General features: G+C 74.6%; 17 protein-coding genes. 7 read left to right on the top strand and 10 right to left on the bottom strand.

The features are described from left to right. Positions 1 to 7: 7 nt before the first annotated feature. Complete coding sequence (locus OG823_RS23910) at positions 8 to 1,411, top strand: glutamate decarboxylase (RefSeq protein ID WP_371481694.1); 1,404 nt, start codon at positions 8 to 10, stop codon at positions 1,409 to 1,411. Between the two features lie 96 nt (positions 1,412 to 1,507). Here the strand turns inward: OG823_RS23910 and OG823_RS23905 are convergent, their stop codons facing one another. From OG823_RS23905 to OG823_RS23885, 5 genes are all read right to left on the bottom strand, one after another. Then, positions 1,508 to 2,644 (bottom strand): RNA polymerase sigma factor, encoded by a 1,137-nt coding sequence (locus OG823_RS23905; RefSeq protein ID WP_371481692.1) that lies wholly within the window; start codon positions 2,642 to 2,644, stop codon positions 1,508 to 1,510. A gap of 207 nt (positions 2,645 to 2,851) precedes the next feature. Beyond that, on the bottom strand, positions 2,852 to 4,771 hold the full coding sequence (dnaG, locus tag OG823_RS23900) for a DNA primase (RefSeq protein ID WP_371481691.1): 1,920 nt from the start codon (positions 4,769 to 4,771) through the stop codon (positions 2,852 to 2,854). A 41-nt stretch (positions 4,772 to 4,812) separates the two neighbouring features. Then, positions 4,813 to 6,129 (bottom strand): deoxyguanosinetriphosphate triphosphohydrolase, encoded by a 1,317-nt coding sequence (locus OG823_RS23895; protein ID WP_371481689.1) that lies wholly within the window; start codon positions 6,127 to 6,129, stop codon positions 4,813 to 4,815. Positions 6,130 to 6,308: 179 nt separating this feature from the next. After that, positions 6,309 to 6,677 (bottom strand): hypothetical protein, encoded by a 369-nt coding sequence (locus OG823_RS23890; RefSeq protein ID WP_371481687.1) that lies wholly within the window; start codon positions 6,675 to 6,677, stop codon positions 6,309 to 6,311. A gap of 115 nt (positions 6,678 to 6,792) precedes the next feature. Next, positions 6,793 to 7,647 (bottom strand): sirohydrochlorin chelatase, encoded by an 855-nt coding sequence (locus OG823_RS23885; protein WP_371481685.1) that lies wholly within the window; start codon positions 7,645 to 7,647, stop codon positions 6,793 to 6,795. 158 nt (positions 7,648 to 7,805) lie between these two features. Between OG823_RS23885 and OG823_RS23880 the strand changes: the two genes are divergently transcribed. Then, on the top strand, positions 7,806 to 9,881 hold the full coding sequence (locus tag OG823_RS23880; protein ID WP_371481683.1) for a molybdopterin oxidoreductase family protein: 2,076 nt from the start codon (positions 7,806 to 7,808) through the stop codon (positions 9,879 to 9,881). A 171-nt stretch (positions 9,882 to 10,052) separates the two neighbouring features. Here OG823_RS23880 and OG823_RS23875 read toward each other — a convergent pair whose 3' ends face one another. Further along, positions 10,053 to 10,553 carry a nuclear transport factor 2 family protein gene (locus OG823_RS23875; RefSeq protein WP_371481681.1) on the bottom strand — a complete coding sequence of 167 codons (501 nt, stop codon included), beginning with the start codon at positions 10,551 to 10,553 and terminating at the stop codon, positions 10,053 to 10,055. Further along, a complete protein-coding gene (locus tag OG823_RS23870) occupies positions 10,550 to 11,764 on the bottom strand; it encodes an MFS transporter (protein ID WP_371481679.1) in 1,215 nt (404 codons plus the stop codon). Before OG823_RS23870 ends, OG823_RS23875 begins: the two co-directional genes overlap by 4 nt. Positions 11,765 to 11,849: 85 nt before the next feature. On the opposite strand from OG823_RS23870, the gene OG823_RS23865 reads away from it, so the two are divergent. The 4 genes from OG823_RS23865 (at position 11,850) to nirD (ending at position 16,919) form a co-directional block, all read left to right on the top strand. Further along, the gene (locus OG823_RS23865; RefSeq protein WP_371481678.1) at positions 11,850 to 12,422 is read left to right on the top strand and encodes a TetR/AcrR family transcriptional regulator; all 573 of its coding nucleotides are present in this window, start codon (positions 11,850 to 11,852) and stop codon (positions 12,420 to 12,422) included. Between the two features lie 167 nt (positions 12,423 to 12,589). Next, positions 12,590 to 13,930, top strand: coding sequence for an NAD(P)/FAD-dependent oxidoreductase (locus tag OG823_RS23860; protein ID WP_371481676.1), 1,341 nt, complete (start codon positions 12,590 to 12,592; stop codon positions 13,928 to 13,930). After that, entirely contained in the window at positions 13,927 to 16,536 is a 2,610-nt protein-coding gene (nirB, locus tag OG823_RS23855) for a nitrite reductase large subunit NirB (protein ID WP_371481674.1), read from the top strand. The genes OG823_RS23860 and nirB overlap by 4 nt, the downstream gene beginning before the upstream one ends. Continuing rightward, on the top strand, positions 16,533 to 16,919 hold the full coding sequence (gene nirD / locus OG823_RS23850) for a nitrite reductase small subunit NirD (RefSeq protein ID WP_371481672.1): 387 nt from the start codon (positions 16,533 to 16,535) through the stop codon (positions 16,917 to 16,919). The genes nirB and nirD overlap by 4 nt, the downstream gene beginning before the upstream one ends. Before the next feature lie 154 nt (positions 16,920 to 17,073). On the opposite strand, the gene OG823_RS23845 is transcribed toward nirD, so the two are convergent. Together OG823_RS23845 and OG823_RS23840 are read right to left on the bottom strand one after the other, a co-directional pair. After that, positions 17,074 to 18,069 carry an SGNH/GDSL hydrolase family protein gene (locus tag OG823_RS23845; protein WP_371481670.1) on the bottom strand — a complete coding sequence of 332 codons (996 nt, stop codon included), beginning with the start codon at positions 18,067 to 18,069 and terminating at the stop codon, positions 17,074 to 17,076. Between the two features lie 186 nt (positions 18,070 to 18,255). After that, a complete protein-coding gene (locus OG823_RS23840; RefSeq protein WP_371481668.1) occupies positions 18,256 to 19,200 on the bottom strand; it encodes a PAC2 family protein in 945 nt (314 codons plus the stop codon). 770 nt (positions 19,201 to 19,970) lie between these two features. On the opposite strand from OG823_RS23840, the gene OG823_RS23835 reads away from it, so the two are divergent. Next, entirely contained in the window at positions 19,971 to 20,699 is a 729-nt protein-coding gene (locus OG823_RS23835) for a GNAT family N-acetyltransferase (RefSeq protein WP_371481667.1), read from the top strand. 84 nt (positions 20,700 to 20,783) lie between these two features. On the opposite strand, the gene OG823_RS23830 is transcribed toward OG823_RS23835, so the two are convergent. Further along, positions 20,784 to 22,040, bottom strand: a complete 1,257-nt coding sequence (locus tag OG823_RS23830; protein WP_371481666.1) for an ADP-ribosylglycohydrolase family protein — start codon at positions 22,038 to 22,040, stop codon at positions 20,784 to 20,786. Between the last annotated feature and the right edge of the window lie 6 nt (positions 22,041 to 22,046).

The following is a 22,046-nucleotide window of genomic DNA, read 5'->3' as shown; positions in this document are numbered from 1 at the left end:
ACCTCACATGGCGCTGCACAAGGGAGTCGACGACGACCGGCGGCTGACGGTGAGCCCGTTCATCGGCACGGCCGATCCGCTGGGGTCGATGGAGCTGGCACCGCCGGTGCACCGGCTCGCGCAGGGGCCGGTGCCGGCGGACAGCGCGTACCAGCTGATCCACGACGAACTGATGCTCGACGGCAACGCCAAGCTCAACCTGGCCACCTTCGTCACCACCTCGATGGAGGTGCAGGCGACCAGGCTGATGGCCGAGTGCGCCGACAAGAACATGATCGACAAGGACGAGTACCCGCAGACCGCCGAACTGGAGCGGCGCTGCGTGGCGATCCTGGCCGACCTCTGGCACGCTCCCGACCCGGCCGGCGCGGTCGGCTGCTCCACCACCGGCTCCAGCGAGGCCTGCATGCTGGCGGGCATGGCCCTCAAGCGCCGCTGGATGCGCCGCAACCCGGAGCGGTACGCCGCCGGGGCCCGGCCGAACCTGGTGATGGGGGTCAACGTCCAGGTCTGCTGGGAGAAGTTCTGCAACTTCTGGGAGGTCGAGGCCCGCACCGCCCCGATGGAGGGCGAGCGCTTCCACCTGGGCGCCGAGCAGGCGCCGGCGCTCTGCGACGAGGACACCATCGGCGTGGTCGCCATCCTCGGCTCCACGTTCGACGGCAGCTACGAGCCGGTCGCGGAGATCTGCGCGGCGCTCGACGACCTCCAGCAGCGCACCGGCCTGGACGTCCCCGTGCACGTGGACGGCGCCTCCGGCGCGATGGTCGCGCCGTTCATCGACCCGGAGCTGGTCTGGGACTTCCGGCTGCCGCGGGTGTCCTCGATCAACACCTCCGGCCACAAGTACGGGCTGGTCTACCCGGGCGTCGGGTGGGCGCTCTGGCGCGACCACCTGGCCCTGCCCGAGGAGCTGGTGTTCCGGGTGAACTACCTGGGCGGCGAGATGCCCACGTTCGCGCTGAACTTCTCCCGCCCCGGCGCCGAGGTGGTCGCCCAGTACTACACCTTCCTGCGGCTCGGCCACGACGGCTACCGGGCGGTCCAGCAGTCCTGCCGGGACGTGGCGCGGTACCTGGCGGACGCCGTCGAGGCGCGCGGCTGCTTCCGGCTGATCACGCGGGGGGACGAGCTGCCGGTCTTCGCCTTCACCACCACCGGGGACGTCCCGTTCGACGTCTTCGACGTCTCCCGCCGGCTGCGCGAACGGGGCTGGCAGGTGCCCGCGTACACCTTCCCCGAGAACCGCACCGACCTCGCGGTGCTGCGAGTGGTGTGCCGCAACGGCTTCTCCCGCGACCTGGCCGAGCTGTTGCTCGCCGACATCGACCGGCTGCTTCCCGAGCTCCGCAACCAGCCCGGCCCCCTGAAGGAATTCGGGATGCCCGCCAGGACCGCCTTCCACCACTGAGCGGGCCCCGCGCGCGGGATCGCGACGAGGGCCGTGCCGGGCGGAGGCGGACCGGGCCGGAGCCGGGAAGCAGCCGGTCGATGCCGACGGGCCCGGTCAGTCCAGGTAGCCGCGGAGCTGCTCCGCGAAGGCGTGGTCGCGCAGCTTGGCCAGCGTCTTCGACTCGATCTGGCGGATCCGCTCGCGGGTGACCCCGAAGACGTGGCCGATCTCCTCCAGGGTGCGGGGCCGACCGTCGTCCAGGCCGTACCGGAGCTGCACGACCTGTCGCTCGCGCTCGCCCAGGGTGTCCAGCACGGCCTCCAGGTGCCGGCGCAGCAGCAGGAACGAGGCCGACTCGACGGGTGAGGCGGCGTCGGCGTCCTCGATGAGGTCCCCGAACGCGACGTCCTCCTCCTCGCCCACCGGGGTGTGCAGCGAGATGGGCTCCTGGGCGAGACGCAGCACCTCCCGGATCCGGGTCTCCGGGAGCTGCAGGACGGCGGCTATCTCGGCCGGCCCGGGCTCGGCGCCGCGCTCCTGGAGCAGCGCCCGCTGGATCCGTACGACCCGGTTGATCAGTTCGACGACGTGCACCGGGACCCGGATGGTGCGGGCCTGGTCGGCCAGCGCCCGGCTCATCGCCTGCCGGATCCACCAGGTGGCGTACGTGGAGAACTTGTATCCGCGGGTGTAGTCGAACTTCTCCACCGCCCGGATCAGCCCCACGTTGCCCTCCTGGACGAGGTCCAGCATGGTGAGGCCGCGTCCGATGTAGCGCTTGGCCACCGAGACCACCAGCCGCAGGTTGGCCTCGATCAGCCGCCGTTTGGCGATCCGGCCGATCACCACCAGGCGGTCGAGGTCGGCGGCGAGCCGCTCGTCCGGCTCCGGGTTGCGGTCGAGGTGCTCCTCGGCGAACACCCCGGCCTCGACCTCGCGGGCGAGTTCGACCTCCTCCGCGGCGGTCAGCAGGCGGACCCGGCCGATCTCGCGCAGGTACTGGCGGAACAGGTCGGCGGACGGCCCGGTGGCGACGCCCGGGAGGGCCGCCGGGGCGCCCTCGTCCTCCTCGGCCGGCTCCGGCGGCTCGGCGGCCTCGGGGCCGTCGAGCGCGTCCGAGTCCTCGGGCGTCCCCTCGGGGCCCCCGGGTAAGTCGGTGTCGGCGAGGGGGTCGGTGAAGTCGGTGTCGGCGGGGGTGTCGGGGGTCCGGGCGGGCGTAGGACCGGCTGGCGCGGCGAGCTCCACGGGCATCCCCTCGGGGCCGTGCGCGACTCTGGCGGACCCGCGCTGTCGGAGGTGGGACGCCCTCCAGTGTGGGGTACGGCACACCCTCCGGCCGAGACTCGTGCGCGTACTTTCTCCGGCGCGGGAGAAGCCCGGGACGGGCCCTGCGGGGGCCGACGAGGCCCGGCCGGTCGCGCAAGGCCCGGCGAGCGCCCGGGACGGGCCCGGCGGGGCCTACAGGGCGGCGGAGCCCCGGCTGCGCAGCTGCTGACCGTACTGCTGGAGCTGCCAGAGCTCGGTCTGCACCGCGTGCAGGTCCTCGGGGGCGGCCCGGTTGCCCAGCCGCTGGAGCTGGGCGCGGACCTCGGCGACCCGGCGCTCCACCGCCTGGAGGCGCAGCTTGACCAGGAACTCCCCCGCGTAGATCTCGTCGACCTTGCGCCGGGTGCGCACCGGCTCGACGATCAGCTCGGTCACCAGGGAGCGCACCTGGTCGTCGGGGGCGGTCTCGCGGACGTGCTTGGTGAAGTCCGCCAGGGTCGCCCCGTACGCGGCGCCGCCGGCCTGGCCGATCGCGCGGCGCACGGCGGTGTACGGCGGGGTGGGGAACTCGTCCTCGCCGTAGTTGTCGAAGGTCGGGCTGACCAGCGCCGGGTACTGCAGGGCGAGCTTGAGCAGCTCGCGCTCGACGAACTGGGCCGGGTCGCGCGGGTTCAGCCGGTAGGCCGGGCGGGCGGGCTGGGCCGGCTGCTGCGGACCGTCGGGGCGGCGGAACTGGCGGTCGTTGCCGCGGCTGTTCTGCTGCTGCTTGTTGTCGCGGTCCCAGCGGGCGAGCTGGCCGACCCGGCGGACGACGAACTGCTCGTCCAGGATGCCCAGCATGCCGGCCAGCTGGACGGCATACTCGTGCTGGATCGAGCGGTCCTTGATCTTGGCGACGATCGGGGCCGCCTCCTGGAGCGCGGCGGCCCGGCCCTCGGCGGTGTCGACCCGGTGCCGGGCGACCGCCGAGTTGAGCGCGAACTCGAAGAGCGGGACGGGGTTGTCGATCAGCGTGCGAACCGCCTCGTCGCCCTGGGCCAGGCGCAGCTCGCACGGGTCCATGCCACCGGGGGTGACCGCGATGGAGGTGCGGGCGGCGAACTTCTGGTCGTCCTCGAAGGCGCGCAGGGCGGCCTTCTGGCCGGCGGCGTCGCCGTCGAAGGTGAAGACGGTCTCGCCCCGGTACTGGGAGGTGTCCATCAGCAGCCGGCGGATGATCTTGATGTGGTCCTCGGCGAACGCCGTGCCGCAGGTCGCCACCGCCGAGGTGACCCCGGCGAGGTGGCAGGCCATCACGTCGGTGTAGCCCTCGACCACCACCGCCCGACCCGACTTGGCGATCTCCTTCTTGGCCAGGTCGATGCCGTACAGGACGTTCGACTTCTTGTAGATCGGCGTCTCGGGGGTGTTGAGGTACTTCGGCCCGTTGTCGTCCTCGCGCAGCCGTCGGGCGCCGAAGCCGATCACCTCGCCGCCGGTGTCCCGGATCGGCCAGACCAGCCGGCCGCGGAATCGGTCGATCAGTCCGCCGCGCTGGCCCTGCGAGGCCAGGCCGCCGAGCAGGATCTCCTTGTCGCTGAAGCCCTTGCCGCGCAGGTAGCGCACCAGGTGCTCCCAGCCGGCCGGCGCGTAGCCGACGCCGAAGTGCCGGGCGGCCTCGGCGTCGAAACCGCGCTCGGCCAGGAAGACGCGGCCGATCTCGGCCTCCGGCGACTGCAGCTGCTCCTGGAAGAACGCGGCGGCCACCTTGTGCGCCTCGACCAGCCTGGTCCGCTCGCCCTGCTGGTGGCGGGGGTTGTAGCCGCCCTCCTCGTAGCGCAGGGTGATGTTGGCCTGGGCGGCCATCCGCTCGACGGCCTCGGCGAAGGTGAAGTGCTCGATCTTCATCAGGAAGGCGATGGTGTCGCCGTTCTCCTGGCAGCCGAAGCAGTGGAAGACGCCCTTGGCGGGGTTGACGTAGAACGACGCCGACTTCTCGTCGTGGAACGGGCAGACGCCCTTGTACTCGCCCCCGCCGCCGTTGGTCAGCTGGACGTAGTCGCCGACCACCACGTCGATGGGCAGCGCGCTGCGCACCGCCTGCACGTCTTCGTCCCTGATCCGCCCGGCCACTGTGGAAGTCTACGGCCCCGGCGACCCGTTTCCGGGTCCGCTCAGGTGTGAGCTGCGCCGAGCAGGCGGGCGTGCAGGGCGAGGGCGGACGCGTCGGTGAGGGTGGCGATCTGGTCGATCACCGCGCGCAGCGCCCCCCGGTCGTCCTCGGCCTCCTGGTGGAGCGCCGCGAAGACCACGTCCAGGCCGTCCGGTGCCCGCCGGATCAGCTCCTCGGCCAGCTCGGCGATCACGATCCGCTGGCGGGTGCGCAGCTGCGCCTGCTCGTCGCGCTGCATCACGTACCGGACGGCCACCGCCTTGAGCACCGCGCACTCCAGCCGCACGTCGCGCGGCACGACCAGCTCGGCGGCGTAGCGGGTGAGCCGGCCCGGGCCGTAGCGGGCCCGGGTGGCCTGCTCGGCGGCCAGGCAGAAGCGCCCGATCAGCTGGCTGGTGAGGTCCTTGAGGCCGGCCCGGGCGCGGGCCGAGCCGTCGTACTCCCTCGGCCACCAGAGCTGGGCGTGCAGCCGGTCCAGCGCCGCCGAGAGCTCCTCGGGGGCGGCGTCGGGGGCGTACCGCTCGGCGACCTTGAACAGTTCGGCGCGCTCGACCGGGGAGCGCAGCGCCCGCGGGTCGATGTGGCCGGCCTGCAGACCGTCCTCGACGTCGTGGGTGGAGTAGGCGACGTCGTCCGACCAGTCCATGACGGTGGCCTCGAAGCACTTGCGGCCGGTCGGCGAGCCGGCCCGCAGCCAGCGGAACACCGGCAGGTCGTCCGCGTAGACGCCGTACTTGCCGGAGGCCGGATCGGCCGGGTTGCGGCCGCGCACCCAGGGGTACTTGGTGGCGGCGTCCAGCGCGGCCCGGCTGAGGTTGAGGCCGACGCTGCGGCCCGGCCAGGGTGCGAGCCGGGCGGGGGTCTCGTCGAACGGGGCGAAGCGCTTGGGCTCCAGCCTGGTCAGGATCCGCAGCGACTGGGCGTTTCCCTCGAAACCGCCGCAGGACTCGGCGGCCTGGTCGAGCGCCTCCTCGCCGGTGTGGCCGAACGGCGGGTGGCCGATGTCGTGCGCCAGGCAGCCGGCCTCCACCAGATCGGGGTCGCAGCCGAGCGCCGCGCCGAGCTCGCGGCCGACCTGGGCGCACTCCAGCGAGTGCGTCAGCCTGGTCCGGGGGAAGTCGGCGCGCATCGGGGCGACCACCTGGGTCGTCCCGGCCAGACGGCGCAGCGCGGCGGAGTGCAGCACGCGGGCGCGGTCGCGCTGGAAGGCGGTGCGGCCGGGGCGCTTGTCGGGCTCGGGCACCCAGCGGGCCTCGGCGGCCCCGTCGTAGGGGGACGGCGGGTTCGGGACGGTGGTGCGGTACGCGGTGTCATCCATATGAACGCCACGGTACGCCGGTGCTCCGACACCGGGGGTGTGCCGCGCGTGACGGGGCGTGGAACGGGGCGCGAATCCTGGCCGGGCGGCGCCCGGCCGGCTGCGGACTACCGAGACCCGGCCGCGCGCCCGGACCGGACCACCCGGACCGCCCGGACCGGACCGCCCGGGTTCCGCGCTCAGCCGGCCAGCAGACCGCGCCAGCGGGGCAGTTCGGCCACCGCGCAGGCCACCGCGAGGACGGCGACGAGGATCGCGGCCGGCGCCGGCCAGGCGACCCAGGAGGAGATCACGGCGGCGGCCAGCTGGAGCAGCACCAGGGCGACGGTGACCGCGCCCGGGACGGGCACCAGCACCTGCTGCTTGTCGCCCGGGGTGGAGAAGAGCGTCGGCAGGCCGATCAGGACGACCACCGACAGCACGGCGAGCAGCACCGAGTGCGGTGCCAGCGCCCACGGCGTGGCGATCCAGGCGATCAGCTCGACGGCGAAGCGGAGCACGTCAGGGGTACGGACCGGCTTCTTTCCTTGTGCGGCAGTGGAGTTCACGGCGAAACGATCCCACAGGGCGCCCCGGCCCACCAGGGCTGCCGGGCTCCGGCCACACAGGCCACACAGGCTGCACAAGCCGTTCGGGCCGTTCGGGCCGTTCGGGCCGCGCCGCTCAGGCCGCCACGCGCAGGCGGACCTGCTCGTACCGGGCCAGGACCAGCCGGGCCATCAGCGGGTGGGCGCCGAGCGGCGCACCGGTCAGCCAGTCCCCGGCCGCGGCGGCCAGCCGGGCGAAGTCGCCCGGGGCGGTGAAGTACCCGGCGACCGCGATCCGTCGGTAGCCCCGGGCCTTGAGGCGGGCGACGGCCTCGGCGACGCTGGGACCGCCCGCCGCGACGTAGCCGGGCAGCACGGGCACGTGCAGCCGCGCGGCGAGCAGCCGGGCCTGGGCCTCGGTGTCGGCGGCGGCATCCGGGTCCCGTGAGCCGGAGGCGGCCAGCACCACGGCGTCCCGGCCGTGCCGGTGGCGCTCCCGTACGGTGCCCGGATCAGCCCAGCCGGCCTCGGCCAGGCGTTCGGCCAGCACCTCGGTGAGCAGCGGATCCGGCCCGAGCGGAGCCGTGATCACGCCGCTGACCTGCGGCGCCGCCGCCAGCAGGGCGGGCAGGTCGACCTTGGCGTGGTAGCCGCGGCCGAGCAGCAGCGGCACCAGCACGACCGGGCCGGCCAGCTCCGCCAGGACGTCGGGCAGCAGCGGGGCGTTGAGCCCGAGGTGGGCCAGGCGGATGTCCAGTTCCGGGCGGGCGGCCTGCAGGCCGGCCGACAGCCGGCGGATCTCGGCGAGGGCCGCCGGATCCCGCGAGCCGTGCGCCACCAGCACCAGCGCCGGGCGGCGGGCCGAGTGCAGCACGCGGGGCGGCCGGGTGGCGGGGCGGCCGGACCAGGGCGCAGCCGACCGGGAGGCGAACTGCTGGGAGATCTCGTCGAGGAGGTCCGAGGAGCTGGAGGTCCAGGTGGGCGGCGTCATGCCACCAGCGTCGCCGGTCGCTGTTTCCCGGCCGTTGCCCGGCGGTCAATCCTGGTTTCCCGGCCCTCACAGCCGGGCCCTGCCGGGGTGAGTCCGGTGTGAGGCGGTCGTAACGCCCGGGTCGTGGCGGCGAAACAGCGTCGTAGCAGGGTGGCGCCATGAGCATCGCCGCCGCCACCACCGACACGCACTGCCCGTACTGCGCGCTGCAGTGCGGCATGGGCCTGCGCGCCGCCGAGGGTCCCGTCCCGGTCACGGTGGTCGAGCGCCCCGGCTTCCCGGTCAACCGGGGCGCGCTGTGCGGCAAGGGCACGAACGCCGCCGCCGTGCTGGCTCCGGGCGCCCGGCTGAGCACTCCGCTGGTGCGGCGGGGCGGCGAGCTGTGCCCGGCCGGGTGGGACGAGGCACTGGACCTGATCGCCGGCCGGCTGGCGGCCACCGCGGCCGCGCACGGGCGGGACGCCGTCGGGGTGTTCGGCGGCGGCGGGCTGACCAACGAGAAGGCGTACCTGCTGGGCAAGTTCGCCCGGGTGGTGCTGCGCACCTCGACGATCGACTACAACGGCCGGTTCTGCATGTCCTCGGCGGCGGCCGCCGGCCTACGGGCCTTCGGCCTGGACCGCGGTCTGCCGTTCCCGGTGGCGGACATCCCCCAGGCGGGCTGCGTGATCCTGGTCGGCGCCAACCCGGCGGAGACCATGCCCCCGTTCGTCCGCTACCTGCGCGAACTGCGGGAGAACGGCGGCACGCTGATCGTCGTCGACCCGCGCCGCACCCGCACCGCCGAACTGGCGGACCTGCACCTCGCCCCGCGGCCGGGCACCGACCTCGCGCTGGCGCTCGGCCTGCTGCACCTGGTGGTCGCCGACGGCCGCACCGACGAGGAGTTCATCGCCGCGCGCACCACCGGCTGGGAGGAGACCAGGGCCGCCGCGATGGCGCACTGGCCGGAGCACGTCGAGGCGGTCACCGGCGTACCACTGCCCCAGCTGCGCGAGGCCGCGGCGCTGTTCTGCGACGCGGCGACGGCGATGGTGCTCACCGCGCGCGGCCCCGAGCAGCAGGCCAAGGGCACCGACACGGTCAGCGCCTGGATCAACCTCTGTCTGGCCACCGGCAACGCGGGCCGCCCGAACGCCGGGTACGGCTGCCTCACCGGTCAGGGCAACGGCCAGGGCGGGCGCGAGCACGGCCAGAAGGCCGACCAACTGCCCGGCTACCGCAAGCTGGACGACCCGGCGGCCCGCGCACACGTGGCCGCCGTCTGGGGCGTCGACCCCCGGGACCTGCCCGGCCCCGGGCGCAGCGCGTACGAGCTGCTGGACTCGCTCGGCGGGGAGGTGCGGTCGCTGCTGCTGATGGGTTCCAACCCGGTCGTCTCCGCACCGCACGCCGGGCACGTCGGCGAGCGGTTGCGCGCGCTGGACTTCCTCGCCGTGAGCGACGTGGTGCTCTCGGAGACCGCCGCGATCGCCGACGTCGTCCTCCCGGTCACCCAGTGGGCCGAGGAGACCGGGACGATGACCAACCTGGAGGGCCGGGTCGTCCTGCGGCGCAAGGCCGTCGACGCGCCGGGGGGCGTGCGCAGCGACCTGGAGGTGCTGCACGCGCTGGCCGCCAGGCTCGGCCACGGCGAGGGGTTCCCGACCGACGCCGAGAAGGTCTTCGACGAGCTGCGCCGTGCCTCGGCCGGCGGGGCCGCCGACTACGCGGGCATCAGCTACGAGCGGATCGAGGCCGAGGAGGGCGTGTTCTGGCCGTGCCCGGGCACCGGGCACCCCGGCACCCCCCGGCTCTTCCTGGACCGCTTCGCCACCCCGGACGGCCGGGCCCGCTTCACCCCCGTCCAGCACCGGCCGGCCGCCGAAGAGCCGGACGCGCAGTACCCGGTACGGCTGACCACCGGGCGGGTGCTGGCCCAGTACCAGTCCGGCGCGCAGACCCGCAGGGTGGACGCCCTCAATGCCGCCGCCCCCGGCCCCTTCGTCGAGCTGCACCCGCTGCTCGCCGAGCGGCTGGGTGTGCGGGACGGGGACCAGGTCGCGGTGGTGAGCCGGCGCGGACGGACCGTCACCCCCGCCCGGCTGACCGCCGCGATCCGGCCCGACACCGTCTTCATGCCGTTCCACTGGGGCGGTGCGGGGAGCGCCAACGTCCACACCAACCCGGCGCTGGACCCGGTCTCCCGGATGCCCGAGTTCAAGGCCTGCGCGGTCCGGCTGGAGCCCGTCTGAGACACCGTCGCCCGCTCGGGCCGCCGGATGCACCCGCCCGCCCTGCGGTCGGGCCGCGGGGCGGGCGGGAGCGGATTCCGGCGACTGACGACTGACGACTGACGACTGACAGCTGACAGCTGACAGCTGACAGCTGACGATTGTCGGCTGTCAGCTGTCGTCGACAGCCGGTCAGACGATCGGGCGGCCGCTCGCGGTGCTCTCCGGGACCGCCTCGTTGAGGTCCCAGTGCTCGGCGATCCGGCCGTCCGCGATCCGGAAGACGTCGATGACGGCGCGGCCCGGGTCGCCGGGGGCGGCGGTGAAGTGCGAGTGGGCGAAGACCAGATCGCCCTCGGCGGCGAGCCGCCGCAGTTCGAAGCGCAGCTCGGGGAGCTGCACCCGCAGGCCGTCGACGAAGGCAGTCAGCGGGGCGAGGCCGTCGGCCAGGTTGGGGTTGTGCTGCAGGAGGTCGGCGGCGAGGTAGCGGTCGGCCAGGTCGGTGCGGCCCTGGTTCCAGACCTTCTCCAGGTAGTCCTGGACGAGCCCCCGGGCGGCGGCGGTACCGGCCGTCGCGGTGGTGTCCGCGCCGGCGGTGGTGCCCGTGCCGGCGGTGGTGCCCGTGCCGGCGGTGGTGCCCGTGCCGGCGGTGGTGTCCGTGCTAGCGGTGGCGGTGCTGGCGGTGCTGGTCATCGGGTGACTCCTTCTCGGGTGGCGCCGGCCGCGAACGGGGCCGGCGTGGTGGGGGTGGTGCGGGTACGGCGGACGGAGGCCCGGTGGGCCAGCCCGGCGAGGACGAGCGGCAGCAGGCCGAGGGCGGGCAGCGGGCGGGCGCCGAGGACCGGCAGGAAGGCACCGGCCAGCAGGCTGCCCAGGCTGATGCCGATGTAGAGCATCGAGGCGTTGAGGGCCAGCAGCAGGCCGCGCTGTCCGGGCCCGAGCGCGATCAGACGGGCCTGCTGCGGCGCCTGGTAGAGCTGGCTGAAGAAGGCCCAGAAGGCGAAGAGCGCGATCGCGGCGGGCAGTGAGCGCGGTGCCACGAGCAGCCCCAGGAAGGCGGCGCCGAGGCCGATCTGGGTCAGCGTGACCGTCACGGCCCCGCCCAGGCGGGCGGACATCCTGGCACCGGAGGCGTTGCCGAGCACACCGACCGCGCCGAAGGCGAAGAGCACCAGGGTGACCGCTCCGGAGGAGGCCCCGAACCGGGCGGCGACGTAGGCCCCGGCGACGCCGTAGACGGTGAACTGGGCGGCCATGTAGAGCAGGGTGGTCAGCACGGTCGCCGCGGCGCCCGGGGTGGCCAGCAGCCGCCGGTACGCGGCGGCGGTGGGCACCTCTCCCGCCGGGACGGGCGGCACCAGTGCCGCGACCAGCGCGAGCGCCAGCAGGGTGGCTCCGGCGACCCCGGCCAGCGTCCAGCGCCAGCCGACCGCGTCGCCCAGGTAGGCGGAGAGCGGCACACCGAGGACGGCGGCGACCGTCATGCCGGCGAACACGGTGGCCAGCGCCCGCGAGCGGTGCTCCTCGGGGACGATCAGCGAGCCGACCGCCGAGGAGGCGGGCCCGAAGACCGCGCCGCCCAGCCCGGCCAGCACCCGGGCCACGAGCAGTACGGCGTAGGACGGGGCGAGGGCGCTGAGCACTCCCCCGGCGGCCATCAGGGCGAGTCCGAGCAGCAGCACGGTACGACGGTCCAGGCGGCCGAGCACGGCCGGGGCGAGCGGGGCGACCACCGCGAAGGTGATCGCGAAGACGCTGACCAGGACGCCGACACTGCCGGGAGCGGTGTGCAGGTCGTGGCCGATCGGTCCGCCCAGGCCGACGACGGCCAGGGAGGCGGTGCCGAGCGTGAAGTACCCCAGGGACAGGGCTGAGAGTGCGGGCAGGGCCCGGGTGGTTCGCATCGGGATCCCCCATTCCAATACGGTCCGTTGCGTATTTATATTTCAATACGAGACGGTCCGTATGTCAAGCCCTAGACTGGGCGCCATGACCGGACGCCCCCGTGACCCCGCCGTCGACGAAGCCATCCGCCGGGCCGCCGTCGAACTGACCGAGCAGCACGGCTACCGCGGCCTGAGCATGGAGGGCATCGCGGCGCTCAGCGGCGTCTCCAAACAGACCGTCTACCGCCGCTACCGCAGCAAGGGCGAAGTGGTGCTCGACGCCCTCGCCGGGTACGCCACCCACCACCTGCCCACGCCCGACACCGGGTCGCTCCGCGGCGACCTGACCGCCCTGCTGACCGCCACCTTCGAGGGCCAGCGGGGCGTCATCGGCACCCTCAACCGGGCGCTGGCCGCCGAGGCCCTGCAGGACCCGGCGTTCGCCGACCGACTGTGGGAGCGGCTGATCGCCGTCCGCCGGGAGGCCGTCCGGGAGCTGCTGGCCCGCGCTCGCGAACGCGGCGAGGTCGACCACCCGGACGACGAGTTCCTGCTCGACCTGGTCTACGGCCCGATGTGGTACCGGCTCCTGTTCGGCAGCGACGCCCTCACCGCGTCCCAGGCCGCCGAACTCGCCCGCAGCGTAGCCCTGGTGGCCACGACCCGGCCCGACTGAGGGCCCGTCCGCGTCGCGTGGCCGGAGGTGCTTCGCACCGCTCCGGCGGCGCGGACACGGGGGCCGCACGGGCTCACACCCGCCCGCCGGCGGCGCTGAGGTCAACGTTCCGCCGGTGAAACAGAGTGGCTCCGGACGGGAAACACCCGCGTCGCAAGCTCATACACATGACAGCGACCGACACTCCCGCAGCGGACCGCATCGTGGTCGTCGGCGCCGGGATGGCCGGCCACCGAGTGGCCCAGCAGCTCGCCCTGCACGGCACCGGACGCGAGGTGGTCCTGCTCGCCGAGGAGGACCACGCCCCGTACAACCGGGTCCTGCTCGCCGAGGTGCTGGCCGGCCGGTACGCTCCCGAGATCGCCGCCCTGGCGGCCCTGCCGCCCGGTGTCGAGCGGCGCCGCGCCCGGGTGGTGCGGATCGACCGGGAGCAGCGCCAGGTGCTCTGCGACGACGGCTCCGCGATCGCCTACGGGGATCTGGTGCTCGCCACCGGCAGCAATCCCGTTCTGCCGCCGCTGCGCGGACTGTTCGACGACTCCCCCGCGGTCTCCGGCCGGGGGCTCCCGCGGAACCCGCGACCGCGGCACGAGCTGCCCCGGGGCGTCTTCGCCTTCCGCACCATGGCCGACTGCACCGACATCGACGGCTACCTGCCGGGAGTGCGGCAGGCCGTGGTCGTCGGCGGCGGTCTGCTCGGGGTCAGCGCGGCCCGGGCGCTGGCGGCCCGCGGCGTCCAGGTGGTGCTGGCCCACCAGGGCGAGCACCTGATGGAGCGCCACCTCGACGCCGAGGCCGGCGCGCTGCTGCGCAGGCACCTGACCGACCTCGGCATCGAGGTCCACACCGAGTGCCGGGTCCGGTCCGTCCTGACCGAGGAGCGCACTGTCACCGGCGTCGAACTCGCCGACGGCTTCCGGCTGGAGGCCGACCTGCTGGTCGTCGCCGTCGGGGTCCGTCCGCGGACCGGCCTGGCCGAGGCGGCCGGGCTGGAGACCCGCCGGGGCGTGGTGGTCGACGACCGGCTGCGCACCACCGACCCGCACATCCACGCCGTGGGCGACTGCGCCGAGCACCGGGGCGTGCTCTACGGCCTGGCCGGCCCCGCCCAGGAGCAGGCCGACGCACTGGCCCGCCGGCTCGCCGGCGCCGGCGGCGCCGACTACGCGGGCAGCCGGCTGCTGACCCGGCTCACCCTGACCGGCACCGCGGGCTCCGCCACCGCAGGCCCGCTCGACCTCGCCGCCTTCGGCGAGACGGCGCCGTCCGCCCCCGAGGACCGCGTGATCCGCCTCGCCGACGCGGCCCGGGGCACCTACCGCAAGGTGATCGTCCGCCGCGACGGCGAGGGCGGCGACCGCCTCGTCGGCGGCGTCCTGCTGGGCGACCTGACCACCGTCGGCACCCTGGCGCACACCTGGGAGGGCGACGAGGCCCTGTCAGCCCACCCGCTCCACCTGCTCACCGCCACCACGCTGGGCAGCACGATCCCCGGAGGGACCCGATGACCACCACCACCAAGCCGACCGTTCTCCTGGTCGGATACGGCATGGTCGGCCACCGCTTCCTGGAAGCCCTGGCCGAAGCCGGCGCCGCCGACCGCTACCGGGTCGTCGTGCTCGCCGAGGAGCCCCGCCACGCGTACGACCGGGTCGCCCTCACCTCCTACTTCTCCGGCCGGACCCCCGAGGATCTGCTGCTCGCCGAGGACGGCTTCGCCGAGAAGCACGGCTACGAGATCCACCTCTCCGACCCGGCGACCGTGATCGACCGCGACGCCAAGGTGGTCACCACCGCGAGCGGCCGCGCCCTCGCCTACGACACCCTGGTGCTCGCCACCGGCTCCTACCCCTTCGTCCCGCCGGTGGACGGCAAGGACGCCGAGGGCTGCTTCGTCTACCGCACCATCGAGGACCTGCACGCCATCGAGGCGTACGCGGCCGGCTCCCGGGTCGGCGCGGTGGTCGGCGGCGGGCTGCTCGGGCTGGAGGCGGCGGGCGCGCTCAAGGGCCTCGGCCTGGAGACCCACGTGGTCGAGTTCGCCCCGCGCCTGATGCCCGTCCAGGTGGACACCGGCGGCGGCGACGCGCTGCGGCGCACCATCGAGGAGATGGGCGTCGTCGTGCACACCGGCATCGGCACCACCGCCGTGACGGTGTCCGCCGAGGGCACGGCCAACGGGATGACCTTCACCGACGGCAGCGCGCTCGACACCGACCTGGTGGTCTTCTCCGCCGGTGTCCGCCCCCGCGACCAGCTGGCCCGTGACTGCGGCCTGACCGTCGGCGAGCGCGGCGGCATCGCGGTCGACGGGCACTGCCGCACCTCGGACGAGAACGTCTTCGCCATCGGCGAGTGCGCGCTCGCCGTGGACGGCCGGGTCTACGGCCTGGTCGCCCCCGGCTACGAGATGGCCGCCACCGTCGCCCACCAGCTGGCCGACAGGGCCGCGAAGCCGTTCACCGGCGCCGACCTCTCCACCAAGCTCAAGCTGCTCGGCGTGGACGTGGCCAGCTTCGGCGACGCCTTCGGCACCACCCCCGGCTCCCTGGACGTGGTCTACTCCGACTCCCGCTCCGGCATCTACAAGAAGCTGGTGGTCACCCCCGAGGGCGCGCTGCTCGGCGGCATCCTGGTCGGCGACGCCGAGGCGTACTCCTCGCTGCGCCCGCTGACCGGCACCGGCATCCCGCTGCCCGTCCCCGCCGAGTCGCTGGTGCTGCCCGCCGGTATGGGCGCGCCGGTCTCGCTGGGCAGCTCGGCGCTGCCGGACGACGCGGTGGTCTGCAACTGCCACAACGTCACCAAGGGCGAGGTCCGCGGCGCGGTCACCGAGCACAACTGCACCACGGTGCCCGAGGTCAAGAAGTGCACCAAGGCCGGTACCGGCTGCGGCTCCTGCGTGAAGCTGCTCACCACGATCGTCTCCGACGAGCTGGAGGCCTCCGGCGTCGAGGTCGACAAGGGCCTGTGCCCCTGCTTCGGCCAGACCCGCGCCGAGCTGTACGAGATCGTCCGGGTGAAGCGGATCGACACCCACCGCCGGCTGCTGGCCGAGCACGGCCGGCTCGGCGGCGAGGGCTGCGAGGTCTGCAAGCCGACCGTGGGCTCGATCATCGCGTCGCTGGCGCCCGAGCTGGCGGCCTCCGGCCACGTGCTCGACGGCGAGCAGGCCGCGCTGCAGGACACCAACGACCACTTCCTCGCCAACCTGCAGAAGAACGGGTCCTACTCGGTCGTCCCGCGCATCCCGGGCGGCGAGATCACCCCGGACAAGCTGATCGTGATCGGCGAGGTGGCCCGCGACTTCGGCCTCTACACCAAGATCACCGGCGGGCAGCGGATCGACCTCTTCGGCGCCACGGTGGACCAGCTGCCGCTGATCTGGACCAGGCTGGTGGCCGCCGGCTTCGAGTCCGGCCACGCGTACGGGAAGTCGCTGCGGACGGTGAAGTCCTGCGTCGGCTCCACCTGGTGCCGCTACGGCGTCCAGGACTCGGTCGCCATGGCGATCCACCTGGAGCTGCGCTACCGGGGCCTGCGCAGCCCCCACAAGCTCAAGTCGGCGGTCTCCGGCTGCGCCCGCGAGTGCGCCGAGGCCCGAGGCAAGGACTTCGGCGTCATCGCCACCTCCAACGGCTGGAACCTCTACGTCGGCGGCAACGGCGGCGCCACCCCCCGGCACGCCGACCTGCTCGCGCAGGACCTCGACGACGACCAGCTGATCAAGCTGATCGACCGGTTCCTGATGTTCTACATCCGCACCGCCGACCGGCTGGAGCGCACCTCCGCCTGGCTGGAGCGGATCGAGGGGGGCCTGGACCACGTCCGCGACGTGGTGGTGGACGACACCCTCGGGATCGCCGACGAGCTGGAGGCCCTGATGGCCAACCACGTCTCGGACTACCAGGACGAGTGGGCCGCCACGCTGGCCGACCCGGACCGGCTGCGCCGCTTCGTCTCCTTCGTCAACGCCCCCGGCGTCGACGACCCGAGCATCCGGTTCACCCCGGAGCGCGGCCAGGTCAAGCCCGACCTCACCCTGCTCGCCACCGAGGCCGAGCTCCTCGCCGCCCTCGACCCCGACAACTCGCCCCTGCTGGAGGCCCGATGACCACCGTCGCCACTGCCACCGATGTCGCCGTCGATGCCGCCGATGCCACCGCCCGGGTCGAGGTGCTCGCCGGACGGGCCTGGGCGCCGGTCTGCGACCTGGCGAAGCTGATCCCGGGGCGCGGCGTCGCCGCCCTGCTCCCGGACGGCCGGCAGGCCGCGGTCTTCCGCGACCACCTCGGCCGGATCCACGCCGTCGCCAACCGAGACCCGTTCACCGGCGCGTACGTGCTCTCCCGGGGCCTGACCGGCTCGACCCCCGAGGGCCGGGTCTACGTCGCCTCGCCGCTGCTCAAGCAGCGCTTCGACCTGGTCACCGGCGAGTGCCTGGACGACGACGACGTGCGCATCGAGGTCCACACCACCCGGTTGACGGCGGCCTGAGCCCCGCCCCCGACAGGCCCCCGGCGGCCGTCCGCGGTCAGTGCCCTGACCCCGCGGACGGCCGCGATCGCACGCCACCGGCCCGGGGCCGGCGCGCCCCACCCCATTTCCGGGCGGTCGCCCCGTGGCCCGGAGCGGTCGTGCGACCGGACCGTCACCCCTCGCGGACGGCCGCCAGCACCGCCGCCGCCATCCCCTGCTGGCCGAGCGCGTTCGGGTGCGCGGCGGCGAGGCCCGGCGCCGGATCCGGCGGTTCGATCCAGCGGGCCGCGCCCGCGCACATGTCGTGCCCGGCGGACGGCGCGGCGGTGTCCACGTACCCGGCCCCGGCGGCGGTCGCCTGCTGCTGGAGCATCGCGTTGAGCTGCTGCTCCTTCTCCGCCAGGAAGGCGAGATCCCCAGGGGTGACGACGCCGCCCAGCTCCTGGGCGCAGCCCGACGGATCGGCCGGCAGCAGCGCCGGGTACCCGACCACGAACACCCGGGCCCCAGGGGCCCGCCGACGGATCTCCCCGAGTGCCCCGGCCAGCGTCCTCCCCGCCGCGTCCACCCTGCTGCGGAGCTGGTCGGCGCCGCCCGAGCCGTAGTGGTCCCGGCAGGGAGCGGCGGCCGGGGACCGGCCGGTCGAGCCCGGCGAACCGCTCGAACCGCCGGAGCCGGTCAGCGACCGCAGCAGCCCCTGCTCGGCGCAGACGGTGATGACGTCCATGAAACCCGCGTCGTTGCCGCCGATGCCGAGCGTCACCAGCCGGGTGGCCGCCGACAACGCGTCCAGCTGCGGCGGGTTGGCCCCGTCCGCGGTCCGCTGGGTGCCGGTGAGATCGGCCACCCGGGCGCCGCTGCAGCTCACGTCCCGGAGGTCGGCCGGGTTCAACGCGATCCCTCGGGCCACCAGGGCGGGGTAGTCGACGCCCGAGCGGCCGCAGCCCTTCGGCTCCCCCACCTGTGGTTCGAGCTGGAGGCCGGAGGTGTACGAGTCACCGAGGGCGACGTACGGGCCGGCCGGTGACGACGGTGAGGGGCTCGGCCGGACGGCGGTGGCCGACGGGCCGGGCGGCGGGGTGGCCGAGCCCGCCCCGGCCGTGCAGCCCACCGCCAGCAGCAGCCCCGCGAGCGCGGCCGCCGCTCCGGCCCGCGGTCGCCTGTGCACCAGCAACGTTCCCCCTGCGCTCGTCCGTCCGAGGGCGGACCGCCCCGGTCGTGCGGCGCCCTCGGGCGTCCCAACGGCCGGGAGCGACCGGATGACTCCCGGCCCCGCCGCCGGCCTCCGCGGCGGCCCGGCGGGCGGCCCCGGGACCACCGCCGGTGGCCGCCCCGGCCGCCGGCGGTCGGAACGTCAGTCGGCGTCCCGCTCGTGCTCCGCGAGGAACTCCTCGAAGCGGCGGCCCAGCTCGTCCGCCGAGGGCAGGTCGACGGCCTCGGCGAGCAGGCTGTCACGGCTCTCCGCGCCGGCCACCGCGTCGTACTGGCCCTCCATGCCCCGGATGGCCGAACGGAGTTCGCCGTCGCCCTGGGCCAGCTGCTCCTCGATGTCCGCGTACACCTCGCCCACCCGCTCGCGCAGCGCGTGCCCGGGCAGCACCAGGCCGGTGGCCGACTGGACGGCCTCCAGGATCAGCACCGCGGCCGCGGGGTACGCCGAGCGGGCCACGTAGTGCGGCACGTGCACGGCGAAGCCGAGCACGTCGTGGCCGGCCTCGGCCAGCCGGTACTCCAGCAGGGCCTGCGCGCTGCCGGGCACCTGGGCCTGCTCGAACCACTGCGGGTAGCCGGCGGCGAGGTCCAGCCGGTTGCCGTGCGGGGTCAGGCCGACCGGGCGGGTGTGCGGCACGCCCATCGGGATGCCGTGGAAGTCGAGGGCGAGCCGGACCTCGAAGCGCTCCGCCAACTCCCGGACGGCCGCCGAGAACCGCTCCCACTCGACGTCCGGCTCCGGGCCGGTGAGCAGCAGGAAGGGCGAGCCGGCGGCGTCGTGCACCAGCTGGAGCAGGATCTCCGGCGGGTCGTAGGAGGCCCAGTGCTCGCGGTCGAAGAGCATCGCGGGGCGGCGGGCGCGGTAGTCGACCAGCCGGTCGTGGTCGAAGCGGGCCACGACCTGCGGGGAGCCCTCCTCCAGGAGGTGCGCGCTCACCTGGCCGCCGGCCTCGCCCGCGTCCATGAAGCCCTCGAAGTGGTACAGCAGCACCAGGCCCGCCCCGGTGTCACCCAGCGCCGCGTTCGCGGCGGCCACGGCCGCCACACCCTGCTGCTCCAGCTCGTACAGCGCCTGGGGATCTCGCACCGCGCACCCAACCCCGTTCGTTCTCGTCGTCGGTGGTACCGGCCGGTACCGACCGGTCTTTTCAGTACGGGACCGCACCCCTGACGGCGGCCCGGCACGGGTCGCCGCCCCGCGCGGCCCTCTCGCTCACTCCAGCGTGCCGGACGCCGTCGGAATTCCCGTTGCGGCCGTGCTTCGTCCTGGGAACCTCCGGAGAACTTTCACCGGTCCGCCCGCGACGCGAGAATCATCGCACCTCCTCGCAAAGCCGCTGGTCACACCCCCTCGGCCGAGCCGACGGGGGCGTTCGCACGGCCCGTGCGGGGCCGCCGCGGCGTACGCCGAGGACTCACGCGCCCCCAATCGCGCGCCGCGAAGTGACGCACCGCCTTTTCGCAGGTATCGTCCTCTCGCTGCCTCGCATCGTCGCGTCGTCGTCTCGTCGTCGGTAACGCCGTTGACCACGTCCCGGACCGCTGCAGGGGTCAGCCCACACGACGCACCTTGCCTTCATCTGGCCGCCTGCTTCCTTCGCGCTCCCGTTACCTCTTCGGCCATCTCGCGGACACACACTGTCCCCTCGCTCGTCCAGCCGGACCGGTCCGTCGACCCGTGTCCGTTCCGGCACCGCGCTGCCCGATTCCGGGCCGCCGCCCCCGCCGTACGAACCGGGCTCTCCGGCGTACGCCGGAACGGTCGGCGCCCCCGGAACCGGGGCGAATCGTCCAGTCGTCCTCCGCGCCGCACCCGGCGCGAGGTCCCCCTCCGACCGCCGAAGGACCGAAGGTTCCGTGCCCGTACCCGTCATCCTCAACGGCCGCACCGTCCGGCTGGAGCCCCTCGCCACGTACCACGCCGAAGCACTGGCCCAGGCCGGCGCCGAGGACCGTACGACCTACGACTTCACCCCCGTGCCGCACGGTCCGGAGGCGGCGCGCGAGTACATCGCCCGCGCCCTCGCCGACCAGGCGGCCGGCCGCTCGCTGCCCTTCGCCACGGTGAACCTCGCCGACGGCAGGGTGGTCGGCTCGACCCGCTTCCTGGAACTCGACTACTGGCGCGGCCCGCTGGTCTGGCCGCCGGTGCCCGGCATCCCGTTCGGCGATCCGGCCACCGCCGTGCCCGACGCCGCCGAGATCGGCAACAGCTGGCTCTCGCCGCGGGCCCAGGGCACCGGCATCAACACCGAGGCCAAGCTGCTCATGCTGCGACACGCCTTCGAGGCGTGGGGCGTCCAGCGGATCTCCCTGCGCGCCGACGCCCGCAACCAGCGCTCGCGCACCGCCATCGAGCGGCTCGGCGCCACCTGCGAGGGCGTCCGCCGGGCCCACTCGCGCGGCCTGGACGGCGTCGTGCGCAGTACGGCCTTCTACTCGATCCTGGACGAGGAGTGGCCCGCCGTGCGGGACATCATCGAACTGCGGATCGCCGCGGCGACCTCGCCCAGCGCCCCGGACCGGGCGATCAACCAGGAGTGCCTCAGACACGGCGGCGGCAGCGGGCAGCTGATCCCCGCGTAGCGGCCGAGGTGGGGCCGCCCGGTCGCCGGGCGGCCCCACCGGCCGGTCGTCGGGCGGCCCCACCGGCCGAGGGCGGCCGCCCGGTCAGCGGTAGCCGGCGGCGGCCAGGCCGAGGACGTGGCCGAGCATCTCGGGGTCGGTGCCGCCCCGGTACCGCTCGGGGTGGGCCTCCACCAGCGCGGACACGGGCCGCACACCGCCGCCCCGGACGGACGCGACGGCCACCTCCCAGATGGCGAAGCCCGTCCAGCTGCGGTGCAGGTGGAGAACGCCCTCACCGGTGTAGGAGACCCACTTCTGCTCCATCTCCCGAGGGCGCAGGCCGTGGCGGACGCGCTGCCACTGTGCCGGGGTCCACACCACGTCCGGCACCGGGTGGGGGCGCGGGAGCTGCAACGGCGAGAGGGTGCCCCCGACGGAGGCGGGCGACGCCACGCCGCCCGGCGCCGGAGCGGCCCAGTCGGGCAGCGGCTCGCGGGCCGCCAGCCAGTCGGCGGGGATGCCGGCCGTGCCGGTGTGCGCGGCGACCACGCCGCCGGTGATGGCGGCGGTGGTGTCCACGTCCCCGCCGGCGGTGACGGCGTCCCAGACCGCGCCCGGGTAGTCGTCGAGCCGGCGGGCCGCGCACCAGAGCGCGTACGGCACCGTGTCGGCCGCACTGACCCGGCTGCCGTTGCCGAGCACCCGGGCGGCGGCCCTCGGATCGCTCTCGCCGAGCAGGGCGATCGCCTCGCCGAGGCCGTCGTGGACGGCGCCGCGGGGAGTGAGCGCGCGAACCGCCGTCAGGAAGGCCGCCGGGGTGGTGGGTTCGGTACGGGCCCGGGCCGCGTGGGCGGCGGCCACCGCGACCGCGATGGCGCCGTCGACGGCCTGCGGGTGCGTGTGGGTGATCACGGCCGTGTCGGCGGCCGGGCGGACGGCCGCAGCCGGGTCGGCCGCGAAGGCCGCGCCCAGCGGTGCCACCCGCATCGCGGCGCCGTTGCCGTAGGAACCCTGGCCGTCGAAGAGCTCGGCGGCGAGCCGCCCGGCGTCGCCGCCCTCCCGGACCAGCCGCAGCAGCCGGTTGGCGGCCGGCCCGTAGCCCCGGTCGAAGTCGTGCCGCAGAGCGAAGGACCGGGTCAGGTCGAAGATGTCGACGGCGCCGCGCTCGGCGTACCCGGCGTGCACCGAGCAGGCCATCTCGGTGTCGTCCGTCCACGGCCAGCGGCCGGGCGGGGTGGTGCGGGCGGCGAGGTGCGGGGCGGTGCCGGGGACGAAGAACTGCGCACCGAGGGCGTCGCCGACGGAGAGGCCGTGGAGGGAGTCGAGGGAGCAGCGGGATTCGGGAGTGGGATCTGTCATCGACGC

The organism is Kitasatospora sp. NBC_00315, assembly GCF_041435095.1.
GTDB lineage: Bacteria > Actinomycetota > Actinomycetes > Streptomycetales > Streptomycetaceae > Kitasatospora.
This window is presented reverse-complemented; position numbering and strand designations above follow the sequence as displayed.